General features: G+C 57.2%; 11 protein-coding genes and 2 pseudogenes. 8 read left to right on the top strand and 5 right to left on the bottom strand.

What is annotated here, in order from left to right; translation table 11 throughout:
- Positions 1-516: 516 nt before the first annotated feature.
- On the bottom strand, positions 517-1,923 hold the full coding sequence (locus C7G41_RS30455) for an FAD-binding oxidoreductase (protein WP_199198697.1): 1,407 nt from the start codon (positions 1,921-1,923) through the stop codon (positions 517-519).
- 482 nt (positions 1,924-2,405) lie between these two features.
- Here C7G41_RS30455 and C7G41_RS30450 point away from each other — a divergent pair, with 482 nt between their 5' ends.
- The 3 genes from C7G41_RS30450 (at position 2,406) to wrbA (ending at position 6,421) form a co-directional block, all read left to right on the top strand.
- On the top strand, positions 2,406-3,470 hold the full coding sequence (locus C7G41_RS30450) for an SDR family oxidoreductase (protein WP_106945994.1): 1,065 nt from the start codon (positions 2,406-2,408) through the stop codon (positions 3,468-3,470).
- Positions 3,471-4,193: 723 nt separating this feature from the next.
- Complete coding sequence (locus C7G41_RS30445) at positions 4,194-5,354, top strand: ABC transporter substrate-binding protein (protein WP_245446774.1); 1,161 nt, start codon at positions 4,194-4,196, stop codon at positions 5,352-5,354.
- 467 nt (positions 5,355-5,821) lie between these two features.
- Complete coding sequence (gene wrbA / locus C7G41_RS30440) at positions 5,822-6,421, top strand: NAD(P)H:quinone oxidoreductase (protein WP_106945992.1); 600 nt, start codon at positions 5,822-5,824, stop codon at positions 6,419-6,421.
- Between the two features lie 1,369 nt (positions 6,422-7,790).
- Here wrbA and C7G41_RS30430 read toward each other — a convergent pair.
- Positions 7,791-9,335, bottom strand: coding sequence for a winged helix-turn-helix domain-containing tetratricopeptide repeat protein (locus C7G41_RS30430; protein ID WP_158268056.1), 1,545 nt, complete (start codon positions 9,333-9,335; stop codon positions 7,791-7,793).
- Between the two features lie 146 nt (positions 9,336-9,481).
- Between C7G41_RS30430 and C7G41_RS30425 the strand changes: the two genes are divergently transcribed.
- The 3 genes from C7G41_RS30425 (at position 9,482) to C7G41_RS30415 (ending at position 12,907) form a co-directional block, all read left to right on the top strand.
- A complete protein-coding gene (locus tag C7G41_RS30425) occupies positions 9,482-10,462 on the top strand; it encodes a tripartite tricarboxylate transporter substrate binding protein (RefSeq protein WP_158268055.1) in 981 nt (326 codons plus the stop codon).
- A gap of 21 nt (positions 10,463-10,483) precedes the next feature.
- Entirely contained in the window at positions 10,484-11,497 is a 1,014-nt protein-coding gene (locus C7G41_RS30420; RefSeq protein WP_106945989.1) for a methyltransferase, read from the top strand.
- Between the two features lie 492 nt (positions 11,498-11,989).
- The gene (locus C7G41_RS30415) at positions 11,990-12,907 is read left to right on the top strand and encodes a class I SAM-dependent methyltransferase (RefSeq protein WP_106945988.1); all 918 of its coding nucleotides are present in this window, start codon (positions 11,990-11,992) and stop codon (positions 12,905-12,907) included.
- A gap of 163 nt (positions 12,908-13,070) precedes the next feature.
- Here the strand turns inward: C7G41_RS30415 and C7G41_RS30410 are convergent, their stop codons facing one another.
- Positions 13,071-14,579: a tetratricopeptide repeat protein gene (locus C7G41_RS30410; protein WP_106946060.1), complete on the bottom strand. Its 1,509-nt coding sequence runs from the start codon at positions 14,577-14,579 to the stop codon at positions 13,071-13,073.
- 168 nt (positions 14,580-14,747) lie between these two features.
- On the bottom strand, positions 14,748-15,545 hold the full coding sequence (locus C7G41_RS30405) for an alpha/beta fold hydrolase (protein ID WP_106945987.1): 798 nt from the start codon (positions 15,543-15,545) through the stop codon (positions 14,748-14,750).
- A 371-nt stretch (positions 15,546-15,916) separates the two neighbouring features.
- On the opposite strand from C7G41_RS30405, the gene C7G41_RS30400 reads away from it, so the two are divergent.
- Both C7G41_RS30400 and C7G41_RS38405 read left to right on the top strand, forming a co-directional pair.
- Entirely contained in the window at positions 15,917-16,117 is a 201-nt protein-coding gene (locus C7G41_RS30400) for a DUF6494 family protein (RefSeq protein ID WP_106946059.1), read from the top strand.
- 36 nt (positions 16,118-16,153) lie between these two features.
- Positions 16,154-16,339: pseudogene (locus tag C7G41_RS38405) on the top strand (AraC family transcriptional regulator); the annotation flags it as partial.
- Here the strand turns inward: C7G41_RS38405 and C7G41_RS38125 are convergent.
- Positions 16,340-16,626, bottom strand: a pseudogene (locus C7G41_RS38125) (2-polyprenyl-6-methoxyphenol hydroxylase); the annotation flags it as partial.

Below are 16,626 nucleotides of genomic sequence, written 5' to 3'. Positions count from 1 at the left end.
CCCTCCTACCTACGATGACCCTTCCAGGTTCGGGGGCGGCTGATCAGGGCTCCTCACCAGGGGCGGCAGCTTCAGGGCTCGCTGATGCCGAGCGCGCCCAACAGACCTATTTCCAAAAACAGATATACCCTTTGCCTAGTGTGAACTTGACGCCCGCAGCTCACGCCCGTCTTTCGTAAATGGCGCACAAGACCGAACTGAGATGTTAGCATCGAAATTCTGCAAACCTCGGCTCACGGCGGGGATTTAGGCAAGCGCCGAAAGTCTGACCGGAGCGGCTCGAGAAGCTTTAGATGCGCATGCACAGCCTCCGTTAGAACGAACGCCATCCGGGTGTCTGCAGCGCTCGGCGGCTTCGGTGAACAAGACTCTCGAGATCCTCTGACGAGATCGTTCTAAGAGCCTCTTTGCGGTAAAGCTTGAGAAGCGAAGCCGCTCCCGCCGGCACGGGGCGCCAACGCGATTGAGTAAGAGACTACCTTATGCTTCAGGATGTCGCGATTTCGCTCGGCGGTATCAGTCAGAGGCCGGCTTCACGTTGTGGTTGAGGCGGAACATATTGCTCGGGTCGTAGGTCTTTTTGATGGAAGCTAAGCGCTGGTAGCGCTCCGGACCGTAAATTGCCGCTGCCTCGGTCGCCTCGTCCGGCGCGAGATTGTTCACGAACCGCCGGTCGGCCTGCCAAGGCTTCATTCCTTCGAGGACATCGGCGACCGATTGCTTGAGTTGCTGCTCCTGCGAGAGCGGACCTGCCGATACAGCTAGCAAGCTGTACGGCAGCCCCCTTGTTGCTACGGAGTTTGGAACGGCCGGCTCGCGGTCCCACATCCCGCCCAGGGCACGCAGCTCGACCATCACTAGGTCTGTCTTGGCATTTGGACCGACAAGTCCGATCAGCTTCGCCTGCGCCTGCGCGGGGAACTCTCGGAGCATAATACCTCGTTCATAGTAGGGCACCGGTTCGGTCGGCTCGCTGTGGATCGACGCAACCTCGGCGTATGGCATGTCCCTCACAGTGTCTAGGACTGCCGGAGCTACCGCTCGCAGCGGTTTTAGCATCCGCTCGCCATCCGCCTTCGTGCCATTGTAGGCGATCCGCACCGACACCAGAAACTTTCCGCGTACAGGCAAGGGCACTCCGGTCATCGAAGGCATCCGCATCACGGCGATCGACGTGACCATGCTCTCCGGAGTGCTCGGGTGCCAATCGGCCCACGCTCGCAGCACGTCTGCCGTCCGCTCCCCAGGGAAGTAAATGGCTCCGCCGTAGAGGCGGGACACCGGGAATAAGTCGAATTCCAGTGTGATGACCACCGCAAAGTTACCCTTTCCGCCGCGTAGCGCCCAGAACAGATCGGGTTCGGATCGCGCGTTGACGTGCCGCACTTCGCCCCGCGCGGTAACCACATCGAGCGAACGAACGTGGTCGGCGGCGTAGCCCTGCGAGCGCCCAAGGGTCGGGCTGAGGCCGCCGCCGAGGGTGTAACCGGAGACTCCCACATGGGGGTTTGATCCGTTCAGCGGCGCCAACCCCACCTTGGCCGTCTGCTCGATGACCTCCGACCACACCACACCGGCGCCGACCCGGGCCGTTCGTGCTGTCGCGTCGATCGTTATATCGTTCAGCCGATGGGTTGCGATCACCACGGCCCCGTGTGCCTTGCCGACTACTTGGTGGCCAGTGGTCTTCACAAGGACGGGTCGGTGGTGCTTCGCCGCGAAAGTTACCGCCGCCTGCACGTCGGCCGCGCTCTCAGGGACAACGATAATCGCTGGCACCAGCTCGTGATTCAAGTTCCAGACGGCGCGTTCGACATCGTAACCCGCGTCGCCCGGTAGTAGAACTGAACCCGCGACCGCGGCCCGGAGGGGCGCTGCATCTTCTAGCAACACCGGCGGCAGCGACGTATCATTGAACATCATGAGTTTGTCCTATTGCTAGTGCCATACCCCAAGCCCAGACGACTCCGTCGTCAGATCAGAACGTTGTACCTTTGGCATTGAAAAGGAGAGAGCGCGCTTCAGGCATTCAAGGATGGAGCGACGCAACGGAGCCGTCACGATTCGCCGAGTCCCGCTTAGGGCTGAAAACGTCGTCAGCTAGTGTTTTCCTCACGCCACGGAGCGATTTTTAAAGCATGAGTTGTGCGACCACTCTGTGCAAGTGCAACGATCTCAGCCGGATGATGAGCTAACTGCACCCAGCGGTGCGTACTCATAAATCTGCTGCTAAGAGTAGGGGCGCGTGATGTCCGCTTGTTCTCCAACAGCGGCGCGAAAGCGGACGTTGTCGGACTTCCGAGAAAGGCCAAAACAGGACAAACTCGCAACATCACGAAACAGAGATTCGGATTGCTTGCGTCTAATCGGCGTCCCATCTCTGATGGATCGCGAAGGGTCCGACGATGGAACATGCAGCACTTGTCGCAGGAGCAACCGGCATAGTGGGCAACAATCTTGCCCGACATCTCCTGGAGCGCGGGTGGTCAGTATACGGGCTCGCGCGCAGGCCAGGAATTGATATCCCCGGTATGTTGCCGATCGCCGCTGATCTATTGGATCCGGTGTCCCTCGGATCGGCGCTGCGCCATCTACGTCCCACGCATGTTTTCTTCACCACGTGGCTTGGACAGAAAACGGAGAGGGAGAATATCCTGATCAACTCTGCGATGGTGCGCAACTTGCTGGATGCATTGTCATCTGCTGCGTCGGTCAGGCACGTCGCACTCGTAACTGGCCTCAAGCACTATCTCGGGCCGTTCGAATCCTATGGTCAAAGCAGCTTGATCGCCACGCCGTTTCGAGAGGACCAGCCGCGGCTCGATGCCGAGAATTTCTACTATGCCCAGGAAGATGAGGTGTTCGCGGCGGCGAAACGAGACGGCTTCAGCTGGAGCATTCACCGGCCACATACGATCATAGGCTATGCCCTCGGGAATGCCATGAACATGGGCACAACGCTCGCTGCGTATGCTACGATCTGCCGCGAAATCGGACGGCCTTTTCTGTTTCCAGGCTCTGCAATTCAGTGGAACGCACTAACCGATATGACGGACGCCAGACTGCTGGCCAGACATCTGGAATGGGCGGCCATGACAGATGCTGCCCGCAATCAGGCTTTCAATGTTGTCAACGGGGACGTATTCCGTTGGAAGTGGATGTGGGGACGCTTGGCGGGTTGGTTCGGACTGCAGCCAGCAGCGTTTCCGAACGAGCGGAATCCGCTTGAGCGACAGATGAGCGACGCCCGCCCGATCTGGTCCGACATCGCCCGGAAGCATCATTTGGCAGAACCGGATCTCAACCGGCTTGCGTCTGCGTGGCACACCGATGGAGACCTCGGTCGGCCGATCGAGGTTGTAACCGACATGGGCAAGAGTCGTCGGCTGGGGTTCCTTGACTATCAGGCGACGGACGAGAGTTTCTTCGACCTGTTCACGACTCTGCGAGAGAAGCGAATCATACCGTGAGCGAGGCGGCTCGCTCGAGTGTGTTCGAACCGCAAACTCCGCTTTTGGGTCATGAACGACAGAACTCAAGGAGAGCATAATACATCCACTCATAGCGACCAGTCGAACCCGCCAGCCAAGCCACGATTCAAGCCACCCGCCGCAGAAGCAACAAGAGCCTTCCCGGCTGCGGAGCTAGGGCGCATTCATCGCCGATATCAACGAAGTCTCACCGATCTGCCGCTGGTTGGAGCGGATCGGTAGTGGTCGTGCCGCTGGACTTCCGCTGCGTCGCCGTATGTGCGGCCGCGTATTTCCAACGAGCGCTTCGATGTGGGGATCGTGCCAGCGTGAGTGGATGGAATGGCTTGATCTGCTGGTGCATCACCCTGTGTGGCTCTGGCTGGCGCCCCGCCGTAAGTGTTGATCATCGAAAGTAGATTCAGGTTTTGCGTGAAGGAAGCGGCCACGATCGCCGCTCCTGACTCGGAACTAATTTTTTCAGGCCTACGATGCGCTAGTTAGCTACAACCTTCCTCTAAAAAAACGATGCTGTAGCCGCGCTGCCTTGCACACGCCCCGTGAGCTCTATTCAGGATCGTGCTGTAACAATTTCACTTCTCCTTGGGTGCATGCCAATCATTAATGGCGCTTTAAGCTAGGCTCTGGGAGAAGGCGGCTATGGGAGGTCGGAAGCGAACAACTGTCAGCACCTTGCAAGAAGCCGTTTTGGCAGTCGCAACTATGGCCTTTATTTCTGGCCCGGCGACAGCAGAGGCGCCAGTCAAGCTGGGGATTTTGACAGACATGTCCTCGCTATATGCCGACAATGGTGGGGAAGGCTCGATCATAGCCGCCGAGATGGCTGTTGAGGACTCCGGGAACACGGTGCTCGGCCGTAGCATTCAAATTGTCGCCGCGGATCACCAGAACAAGGTTGACGTGGGTTCGGCGATCACGCGGAGGTGGCTGGAGAACGAAAACGTTGAAGTGATCGTCGATGTGCCAAATTCTGCGGTTGCGTTGGCGGTGCAGGGGATCACGCGCGAGAGAAAGAAGATCTTTCTGGCGACGGGAGCCGCGACATCCCGCCTGACTGGCGATGAATGCTCAAATACAGGAATTCACTGGACCTACGACACGTACGCCTTGGCTCATGGAGCGACAAAAGCGATCTCACAGCTCGGTACTAAAACCTGGTTCTTTCTATCTGCGGACTATTCTCTCGGATCTCAGCTCGAGCTGGAGAGCCGCAAGGTGATTGAATCGACTGGCGGAAGGATTCTCGGTGCCGTCAAGCATCCTCTCGGTACAACGGACCTTTCGTCCTTTCTGCTGCAAGCGCAGGCGTCTAACGCAGACGTCATTGCGCTCGCAGATGCAGGTGGCGACTTCATAAACGCTGTAAAGCAAGCCCATGAGTTCGGCATATTGGGTTCGCAAAGATTTGCCGGGCTGATCGTCTTCATTGCAGACGTCCACAACCTCGGTCTGCAGAGCGCTCAAGGCCTTTTGTTGAGTTCGGCCTTCTATTGGGACATGACCGACGAGGCGCGGGCTTGGTCCAAGCGTTTCATCGCCCGCACACACAAGGTACCCACGATGATCCATGCTGGCACTTACGGTGCCGTGATGCACTTCCTAAAGGCCGCTGGCGCCGCAGGGACTCTGGACGGTCCCGCGGTTGCGGCGAAGATGCGTGAGATGCCGGTTAATGACCTAATGACAAAAGGCGGGAAAATCCGGCGAGATGGTCGGCTCGTGCGAGACATGTATTTGTTTCAGGTAAAATCGCCCGAAGAATCCAAATACGCGTTCGACTATTACAAACTCCTGGCCACCATTCCGAAAGGAGAGGCATTCCGCCCAATGGACGAGGGAGGATGCCCGTTGGTACAAAATTGACTTGAAGACACTCGTTGGGAAGATCGAGCGTGTCATTCGGGCGAGACTGTGATTCTCAAAACGGGTGTGCTGTGCTGCGGCGTATCATCAGTGATATCCTCGAGGTCGCACCGTCTACTCCAAAACGTCTCAATGCTGCGGCGCAAGCTGAACTGATGCCGTATTCGACAGTTGTGGTCAGCTTCCAAGCACTTCACTGAACGCGCTGCATCTGGCAATTGAAATCGTTTCAGTTCCAGCCCAACTCAGCAGGCATTAAAACGAACCGTCGTGGTGAATGAACTTCCAGCTCCGAGATAAGATTAGCTGCAGACGGCGCTGGAAGCTTCGATGCTTGCCCTGATGGTCGGCGGCTAGCTCGAGCCAACGAAGACACGAAACACTCTACATGCGATACGATCCACTTCTCTTCGAACCTGCTTCACGGGCGCACCATCTACCCATCTACAAAACTTCAGGAAGCGAACATGACGAAGGTCCTGGTTCTCTACTATTCGGCGTATGGACACATCGAAACTCTGGCGAACGCTGTCGCCGACGGGGCACGCGAGGCGGGAGTCACGGTAGACATCAAGCGCGTCCCAGAATTGGTGTCGCCCAACCTTGCAAAGGCGTCGAATTACAAGCTCGATCAGGCTGCGCCTGTAGCGAATATCGAGGATCTGGCGGAATATGACGCGATCGTCGTCGGCACTGGCACCCGCTTTGGCCGCATGACGTCGCAGATGGCGAGTTTTCTCGACCAAGCGGGCGGTCTCTGGGCTCGAGGTGCGCTCCACGGAAAGGTTGGCGGCGCTTTCACCTCGACCGCAACCCAGCATGGGGGGCAGGAGACCACTTTGTTCTCCATCATCACCAACCTGTTGCACTTCGGAATGACGGTTGTCGGCCTGAATTATGGGTTTGTGGGTCAGACTAAGCTCGACGAAGTCACTGGTGGTTCACCTTACGGCGCTAGTACAATCGCTGGTGGGGACGGCAGCCGAAAGCCGTCTCAAAACGAGCTGTCCGGCGCACGTTATCAAGGACGTGCAATAGCGGAGATCACGATGAAGCTGCATGCCTAGTGTGAGACGGCCAGCGTACGAGTTGGTGCACTGGCGCTCACCCTCCCGGCAGCGCGCCGACCGGCTAATTTGCTCACTGAAGCCGGCGACAGATCGGACGGACCCTTGAGTGCGCCCGGCGTGCTGTAGCAGGCGGCCAAATAAAGTATGTCATCAACCGACCTGTGGATGGACTATGCCAGTCTTGCTCCTGCCGCTCTGTATCGCTCTTGTTGCCAACATTGTTGTGGCACAGGTGAAAGCTGAAGACAGAAGCCCGAGCGACTCCACGTACAGTACTGGACGGACTGTGCTGCCGGACAACAAGGGGCAGCTGCAGCCGCAGGGATGGACCGGGCCAAACTCGACAGGTTCAGGCGGGGCGCCGGCTGCAAGTCCGCAGGGAGGGACACCGCCGGATATGCAGCCCGCACCTGGCGGCTCATCCAAGACCATTGTCGCTCCCTCGGCTCCTAATTGATCGGCTAAACCTTCCACCGCGTTTCTGGTGGCATTGTGTTTGCTTGATCAGCAATCGATAGTGGCCAAGCGAGGTCTGCGTCATGGCAGTTGGTGGTCGAATTGTCTCGTGCATCGTATCTTGCAAAGGTGAGATGACGAAAACGAGCGTCGTCGAATGCTGCGGCCGACGCGCGGTACCCGGGAGGACGCATCGAGAGTGGCCCATGCCCAATTGTCACGGCGGCGCCCCGAAGCCTTCGGGATCAGCGCCTTGATTTCCATGATGTCGAGGCGACGGCACAACTTACTGAGGGGACAGGAACTGGGAGATTTGGCTCGGCCTTTAGGATGCCCAGCAAGAACCCTTCGGGCGGACATCGCGGGAATATTGGAGTCGCGGTCGGGACGCGGAAGATCCGTGTCCGACGAAGGCCGGTCACCCTTACGAATTGCCAGCTGCTATGTCGGAGCGATAGTGATCAACCATCGAACTGGGGTACAAGAGCTGTCTTCCTTGACCGATCTGACCATGCCTCTCACCGTCGCGCGGCCGAAGGTGAGGGTGGCAACTAGTCCTCGATACTGGGCGTAGCGGCTACGTCGGGCCTCGATAGGGTCATTGGTTTCGATATGCTGCACGTGTTCCGCCAATCCGTTCATGAACGACAAGTCGTGATCATGTCTGCCGTACAATAAGAGCATACAGTTAACGAATGCCGGTGCCCCAGTGGATTGGTTGATTTAGAAGTAGCCTATTCTCCTCCCTCATCTGAAATTGACCATTCAGTGTAGGGCCTTCGGATCGCCGCCCGTTCCGTGGCTCGGTGACGGAGAGTCCTGCACGCTGCCGCCCTAATAACCGCCGTGAACATTGTCGGGTGCTGTTGGAGGCAAAGCCGCGGTCCTGCGCTTGGCGCTCGGAATTGATCTATTTGTCTGGAATCCCTGCGTCGCGCAATGCGTTCGCAAACAGTGAAAAGATCTCCGGCACAATCCCTACAGTCACGGACCAGTCCTGTATTGTAAAAGTGGGATCGAGTTCCCTCGCGCGCGCTGCTTCTGCGATTGCTTCGGACCTACGATCGAGTCGCATCAACGCCGCGGCGTGCAGTACGCGGGGAATGCTGAAAGCCGGATTTGTTTCAACGGCCCGCTGTGCTGCTTCCCTCGATTTCTCATAATTGTTGATGTGGAAGTACGCCACGGCCAATGCCAAATCGGAATTCGAGGTGTCGAACGGACTTAGCTTGATAGCGCGTTGCGCACGTTCAATCGCTAAGTCGTATTTGCCCATCCAGGCAAGGACGAATGCGCTGTTGCTGAGTGCTACGACATTCGAGTTGCTGGCTGCCAACGCGCGATCAAAGAGTTCAAAGGCCGTGGTGACATCGTGACCGTCGAACCAGATAACCATCGCGGCGATTGCGAGGGTTGTGGCGTCGTCCGAGCCAGCCGCCGTTGCGGCGCGCGCATGCTGAGTTGAAGTAAGGCGATCTGCTTCCCCCAGTCCGCCTCGGCTGAAGCGAAAGTGGAAGCATTGAGCGAGAAGAGCACGCGCCCAAGCATATTCTGGTTCGAGCTCCAACGCCCGTTTCAGCAGCGGGATAGCCGCGTTTGCGCCTTGTACCATTCCCGTACGTACAAAAGGTAGAGCGCGTAACACGAGATCATAAGCATCGAGATTATCAGGCCGTTTTCGCTTGACGCGCTCAATCTCGACTTTTCGGAGGTTCGGCTCGATGGCGCCGATGACCCTCATCGTAATCTCGTCTTGAACTGCAAAGATATCGTCCAACAAACGATCATAACGCTCGATCCAGAGATGGCCGCCCGTCTTCGCATCTATCAGTTGAACCGTAATCCGTACCCGATCCCCGGCCTTTCGCACGCTTCCTTCAACAAGGTAACGGACGCCCAGATCGTGCCCGATCTGCTTTAGGTCAACAGCTTTTCCCTTATGAACAAAACTGGAATTGCGGGCGATCACGAACAGCCACTTGATGCGTGACAGGCCCGTGATGATGTCTTCAACGATGCCATCCGCAAAATATTCTTGTTCGGGATCGCCACTCATGTTCTGAAACGGTAAGACCGCGATAGACGCGCCCGGAATGACGAGCCCTCCAGGGCCGCCCATTTCGGATTGGTCGGTTTCTGGTGGACGCTCTAGTCCGACGAGGCGATAACCCCGGCCCGGAATAGTAATGATAAAACTCTCGCCATCGGTTCGCCTGTCCAGTTCTTTTCTCAATGCGGAGATGTGGACCTGGATATTGTTCTCCTCCACGGCCAGGCCAGGCCATACCGCGTCAAGGAGTCGATCCTTGGACACAACGTTGCCCTTCGCCAACGCGAGGACACGCAGAATATTCAACGCGCGGCTACTTAGGGCAATCGGCGCGCCCTGAAAGCTCAGTTTTCTATCGCTCAGATCGAAACGGAAGGGTCCGAAGCTGACCTGATCTTGATCCATCGAGGCCGCCATTCTGCCAGCGGATTCAGGACAATTAAGTTTCTGAACCAATGAGCTTAAGGGCTACGCGGGGTACAGTCCAGCAGTTACCGCGCAGCTTCCTCAAAGAAGGGTGCGGGTCAAAACGTGCCGAGGAGGGGTTGATCATGCACTCGACCGTGGCAAGGACATTGAGCGTTCTCGTGGTCTGTTTTGGAAGCGTCGCCATTGCGCCGTCACCATCGCTGGCAGAGGTCTGGCCCGAGCGCGGCGTTAAGATCATCACTTCGTTCCCCGCGGGTACCGGCGGTGATCTTTCGGCGCGGCTTTACGCTGAGCGACTGGCGCTGCGTTGGGGCAAACCGGTCATTGTCGAGAACAAGCCGGGAGCGGACGGAATTCTGGCGGTCACGTCCGTCATCGGGATGCGTGACAATCACACCCTTCTCTATACCAATGGTGGTCCAGTCACGACCAACGCGTTCAATCATGATCATTTGCCCTATGATCCCGTGCGCGATCTCATTCCGATATCCTCGGGCGCCGATGTCTCGATCGCAGTATCGATTCCGGCATCATTGAAGATCGATACACTTGCGGGCTTCATAGCGCTCGCTCGGGCGCAACCGGGTAAGCTCAACTGGGGCGCTACTCCCGGTGCCCTCGACTACGTCGTGCCGAGTTTCTTCAAACGCGCCAATCTCGATCTAACCCACGTCTCTTATCGGGAGATCGCACCAGCGCTGCAGGACTTGGCTGAGGGCAGAATTCACTTCTACGTTTCCGCCCTGGCAAGCCAACTTGGTATGGTCGGCAGCGGAAACATCAAAGTCATCGCGGTCACCAACCGAGAGAGAAGCCCATTGCTTGCCGAAGCTCAGACCACGGCTGAAGCTGGCTTCCCCGATCTATCGTTGGAGGGTTTCCTCGGATTCTTTAGCCCACAGGGGATGCCGAAGGATCTGGCCGAGCGGATCGGCGCTGACATTCGCGCGGTTGGTGCTGATCCGGCGATTGGTGCTCGCCTAGCCAGCGGCGGGCTGATCGCTCGCACCAACACGGCCGCGGAATTCGGGGAGATCATTGAAAATGAACGCGCCAAGGTCGCGGCCATCGCGCGTGCCGGCGATGTCAAGGCAAAGCCCTGATCTGGCCGGAGGCAGAACGTCATGCTGCATAGCGACATCGCCCCCGATCGGTTGTTTTCACTGGCTACCGGCTATCGATGTGCCAAAGTTTTGCTTTGCGCGGTTGAACTGGACGTGTTCACAGCACTTGGTGGGCAGCCGCGAGCGGCTGCAGATCTCGCGCGGATGGTCGGTGTCCATAGCCGCTCAGCATGCGATTTCTTCGACGCGCTGGTCGCACTCGAGTTGCTGGCGCGGGATACCGCTGGACGATACGCGAATACCATGGAAGCCAGCCTCTATCTCGATCGGAATAAGCCCTCATATCTTGGCGGTATGTTCAACCAGTTCAATTCCCGTGAATACCAGATGTGGTCGAAGCTAGGTGATGCATTGCGAACCGGTGAGCCTCAGATTGGCAGCACGTCCGCGGAGCATTTCGCGACGATTTATGGTGAGCCGGCACGCTTTCGGACGTTTGTAGACGCGATGACAGCAGGCAGTCTGACGGCGGCGAAAGCCATCGCGGAAAAGTTTCCCTGGTCGAACCACCGGACGCTGATGGATATCGGTACAGCACAAGGATGTCTTCCAGTGCAGGTCGCTCATTTTCATCCCCACATCACAGGTGGCGGCTTCGATTTACCCGAGCTTTCGAAGGCTTTCGCAGATTATGTCTGCGATAACGAGCTTTCTGAACGCCTGCGTTTCTACCCGGGGAGCTTCTTCCGTGACGATCTTCCAGCCGCGGATGTGCTGGTGTTCGGCCGTGTCCTGCACAATTGGGACCTGGCTACAAAAAAAATGCTCTTACAAAAGGCCTATCAGGTGATCCCAAAAGGCGGTGCGGTGGTTGTTTACGACATGCTGATTGACGATGAGCGACGCACCGCCGTGGGTGGATTGTTATCAAGCCTGAACATGTTGCTGTGGACCAACGCTGGGTTCGGTTACGGTGGGTCGGAGTGCGCCGATTGGATGCGCGAGGCGGGATTCAGTGAAACGCGCATCGAACCGCTTGTAGCCGGGCAATCGATGGTGATCGGCCAGAAATGAGGAGAACCGAGCTTCGACGGCCAATGTTCGGTGCGGCCACAAACGTCGACCAGAATGTCGGATTCTCTCAGTTGGTGACCTGAAACAAACTTGCTAACCGAGGCTCGAAAGTCCCGCTCTGGATTCGGACCATGCCGCAAAAACGGCCCGTCAGGCGCGCTCATGTACGTGCGGGTCATCTCATCCGATATGACGTGCTTCGACGAGGCCACCGAAACGCCGGCGTAGGTTCCTCTCGACTTGGGTTGTAGAGACGATAGCCCGAGAAAGAGCGCAACGATCCTCCAGAACGCGGATCAGGCCTTCCTCGATCGATGTTCACTCAACTCTGTGTGGATAATAGACGCTAACGCCAATGCGGCTGGTGCGCAAGTTATTGCCGCTCTGTTCAGTCGATGGGCAGCTTTAATCATCGCGAATTCTAAGCTATCGTCCGTACGCGACAGATCGCCCTAGTATTCAGCGAGACAAGCCGTCCCAACAAGGATAGGGATGATGGAGTCATTGCCTAGCCGCACCGCACTGGCGACGTCGCTGATGAGAGCGCTGCATTCGCGGTTCGACCCGTCTCCCCTTTTTGACGATCCCTGGGGTGATCGTCTCGTTCTCGAATCTGAACGGGAAAGGATGACTGAGCGTGTATTGGCCCGCATGGATAAAGACGCGCGTGCCCGTGCTCTGCAGGGACCCAATACAGTGTTGGACGACTTCCTGCTCACCAATACCGCACTGCCAGGAGTGGTAATCCGCTCTCGCTATGCAGAGGACGCGCTGCGCGAGGCGACAATCAGGGGCATAAGTCAGTATGTCCTGATCGGCGCCGGCCTGGATAGCTTCGTGCTTCGCCGGCCCGCTTTTTCCGACGCCCTGACGATCTTCGAGATAGACCATCCGGCGACGCAAACGATGAAGATCCAGCGTATTAAAGAATGCGGCATGTCGCTTCCGCCGTCTGTGCATTTCATCGCCGCCGACCTCGCAAACGAGGATTTAGTGTCTGCTTTGGCTTGCTCTAGCTTCCGGAAAGACAAGAAAGCATTCTTCTCCTGGCTCGGCGTTTCGGTGTACCTGACACGCCAAGCCAATCTGGCAACCTTGCGTGCAGTTGCAACTTGCGGTGCTCCGGGAAGCGAACTTGTATTCACCTATCTGGACCAAGCGCAGTTCGCCCAAAACAGATCGCAATTACCGCACAACGAGAATGCCAACCTGGTAGCGCAGACCGGCGAACCTTGGATTTCGGGGTTCCATCCGGATGAGATCGTCAACGATCTCGCCTGTGTTGGACTTGAGCTGGTTGAAGATCTAGACGGAAAGGCAATGTGGGAACGCTACCGGCGAGCAAGCACACTCGCACACCCCCCTGCCAGCTTGCACATAGCCCTGGCGCGAGTAGGTAAGGGACATTGATGAATACTGTCGAGCGCGGCACTGGATGTCGATTTTGGGGGACTGGAAGAGCAGCTCGGCGTCTGAGTCGCCAGCGACGCCGGACGTCACCGCGGCTCAAGCTTTTCGGCTTAGGACCAGAGGAGACTGTGCTGGTTGCCAAGCAAAGAAGACCCTGCTCATCTTATTGCTCGCGGACGCCAGCCCTTCTAAGTCCATCAAGGATGTTGTCGTACTCACGACGAAACTGCGTATTGCTCGAACGAGCGTAGCCTATTTGACGGAACCATTGGACCGTGAAATTCGGCAGGATTGCATCCAGTTCGGCCGTCATTTGCGGGATCATTTCGAGTTGGCCTGTGGCTCCATAGGCTGAAACCAGATCCACATACGGCATCCAGTATAATTTATTCAGATTGATCGAGCGCCTGCATTCCTCAATGGCTTCTTTATATTGCTGCACATGGACGTGAGCGTGACACAGGAAGAAATGCCAGGTGCTACGCGCCGGATCTTTGGGGCTTAGGCGTAAAGCAATCTGAACGGGGTCGAATGATTCGTGTGCGCGCCCCGCTGTGACCAGTGCAATTCCCTTTGTTGCGTATGCAATCGGCGAATTCGGGTCGGCTTCCAAGGCGGCGTCGAATTCAGGTAACGCCGCCTCGGGATCTCCATAGAGTAAAATGTTTCCTTTGGTTATGTGTGCATTCGCGCTCGTCGGTCGCTTTGAAAGAACTTGATCAATTAAGCTGGTGGCGATCTTTTTGTCTTCGGTCACGGACGTTGACCATCCGCTGAGTATGCCGCCGGCTATGCACCACGCCTTACCGAGCATTGCATCAATGTGGTCCGGATCGAGATGCAGCGCGGCCTCAAACAAGTCCTTTGCCTCGATGATCGTTACCTTACTCTGAGGTCCATAGACTTTTGCCCATCCGCGCATGGTGAAATCCACGGCATCTGGATTCGCGGGCTGGTCCATCAGACTGCGCCGACTTTCGGCTTGGATGAGTTCAACGTTGAGAGAGCGGGCAAGCCGCGCCGTCACCTGGTCCTGCAAGGCGGCGAGATTCATGCGATCGCCGTCAAAACGGTCCGACCAGACGTCACGACCGGTCGAAAGGTCAGCAAGCGACACGTTCATCCGGACGCGATCTCCGGCCCGTTGCACGGCGCCTTGCACCGCCCATCGGATACCAAGGTCCTTGCCGAGCGTCTTGAGATCGACCTGCTTATTCCTATAGGTGAAAGCCGTCCCACGCCCGATCACGAACGTATCGGGCATTTGCGCGAGGTCGGTCGTCAGATCGGTCGTAATGCCATCGGCGAAATAGTCCTGCTCTGCATCGTTGTTGAGGTTTGCGAATGGCAGGACAACGAAAGACAAACGGGGAGCAATGTCGGGCCGGGCCGTAGCCTGTTTCTGCGTTTTCTGGCTTTCCGGAAACACGTCTGTGCGTAGCGTCTTCCAAACAGTCCAGTAGCCGACAAGGCCGCCCGCGATTGCACCCACCGCCGCAATTGAGGCGAGCGCGCCGCCCATCAACTGCAATCGTGCCCGCAAGCGAATCCTTAAACTGCGATCAGATGGCGGCTTCCCCGATCGCTGCTCATCGGATCCTGCTTTGTCCGGCTGCCCGTTATCGGATGGCGGCTTGCCAGATGGATCGTTGGAGACCTCCCAGTTTGTCACAGCTGCCTCCCACACTAGCCATACGTCCGGATTTTTTAACCGTAGCAGAATTGCACGACTTCAGGTTGGGTCAGGGCCTATGACTCATTCGCGTTCTTTTAAGTTGCCGCTCGACAATTGCCTAATGCTGCGTTTGCGATTGTCGACGACCGCCATGCAACACAGACCTTACGTGGGCTGCGACGCGATCGTTTGAAGTACCTGGGTGAGAGCTACGGGAGCGGTTATGTGCGCCGAATGGCTGGCGTCGAGTTCGTAGTAACGCCAATTACGATCGCTTTTCGCGCGCTCGGCAAATGGTCGGAAAGGGTCCGAAGGAGCTACGCGCGTGAGATAGATGTAGCTACGCGGCAAGGACAGCTCCCCACCGTGCATCTTCAGCGGCTGCTCGAAGCATTTGATGGATTGGGGCAACCTGCGTTCAGAAATCCACTTCACGTCGGCATCCGATGTGTCAGGCGGAATGGGATTCGATGGTACCCGCCAGCCATCGCCCGCCTTTGCGAGCTCCTTCATGCGCTGCCGTGCCATCGGGGGCCCCGCATCCATCAGAGACTGTCCATCCGTTGGCACAAATGCGTCCAGATAAACCAATCGGGTGATACGGTCTCGCGCCCGGTCCGCGACCCCCGTCGCGACCATGCCACCGTAGCTGTGGCCGACTAGCACAATGTCGCGCAAGTCTTCGTATTTGATGACCGCCAGAATGTCCTGAATATGGGTTTCGAGATCGTTTGACGGGCTAGCTAGGTGCTCCCGCTCGCCAAGACCTGTGTAGGTCGGAGTGACCAAACGATGGCCGCCGGCGGCCATTAGCGGGTGCATCTTCTTCCACGACCATCCCGCAGACCACGCACCTGTACAGACTAAAAATGTTGTTCCAGAAGACTGCGCGATGGACGGCGATGCCGTTGCAACAAGGGCGATGCTCGCGACGGCTGCTGCCAAGAATTCTCGACGTTTCATCGTCTTCCTCCTCCGTGCAACGAAATTTTCGGTAGTGAAGATAGTATCGTCAGTTCAGTTCGTGACGTGCGGCTAACCTGTGAACATTCCAATGTCCGGAACTAACCAACTATGAAAACCCGGGCGGCGGTTCGCCCTACACTTAACACGTGCAAGCCTATCGCGTAACGCCCTTTCGGTGTCTTGCCAGCTTTCGATCTCGCGCTTCGTTGTGCTGTCCCGCGCGTCGTGACCGGCTTCTTGTTCGCTCCCTTCTCGCATTCAGGCAATCAAATAGAGGAGGAAGTCGGCGGTGACGCGAGTTGGGTCTCGGATCTTTGGTCTTGGCGCGCGTCGTGGTAGACTTGGCCCGTCAGACCAGGAGAACAGACATGACCGCCGAGTTCGATGAAGACCGCTTCAATATGGCTATCCGTAAATTTCTGAAGCATGTCGGGGTTACATCGCAGCGTGAAATTGAGAACCTCGTGCGTAGCGGGGCAGTGGAAGGTGGCGAGCTCAAATTGCGAATGACCTTGTCCGCTGAGGGAACGCCGCTGGAACATGTAATTGAGGAAAGAATTGCACTTTGACAATATTCGGGGCGCCTGTCACTGCCGTCCTCTTGGCAGGCGCTGGCGGCCAGCTTCTCAAGAGCAAAAGTCGAGCCTGATTTGATCTATGTGCGCGATGGGCGGCTGATCACCGCGCCGGGTGTGACTGCGGGAATGGATTTGGGTTTGGCGCTGGTCGGGCAGCGGCATGGCGCGGAAACGGCGCTCAAAGTCGCCAAGAGACTGGTCGCATCGCAGCAATCAGCGATGAGCTGGCAAATCTTTACTGTGCGCGCGCTGGCTAATGGCAGCGCTCTGAACATCATAATCGAACAGCCATCTGCGGAATGCGGCGGAGTTTGCGACTTCTCGATCGCGTTGTTCGAGGTCTTCATATTTCGAATCAAAACGCAGTCCGTTTTTCCGTGCCTCCGCCTGAATGACGTCAGTCCGGACGCGGCGCATTGTTTCGTACTGCGGTAAGATGGCCGGCACCTCGGCCGGATCTCGTCCCTCGAGAAGGACAGCGAGAGCGATGCCGTCTTCGA

Origin of the sequence: Bradyrhizobium sp. MOS002 (genome assembly GCF_003020115.1) — a bacterium.
Classification (GTDB): Bacteria; Pseudomonadota; Alphaproteobacteria; order Rhizobiales; family Xanthobacteraceae; genus Bradyrhizobium.
Note: the sequence above shows the minus strand (reverse complement) of the source record. Positions and strands in the feature narration are given on the sequence as shown.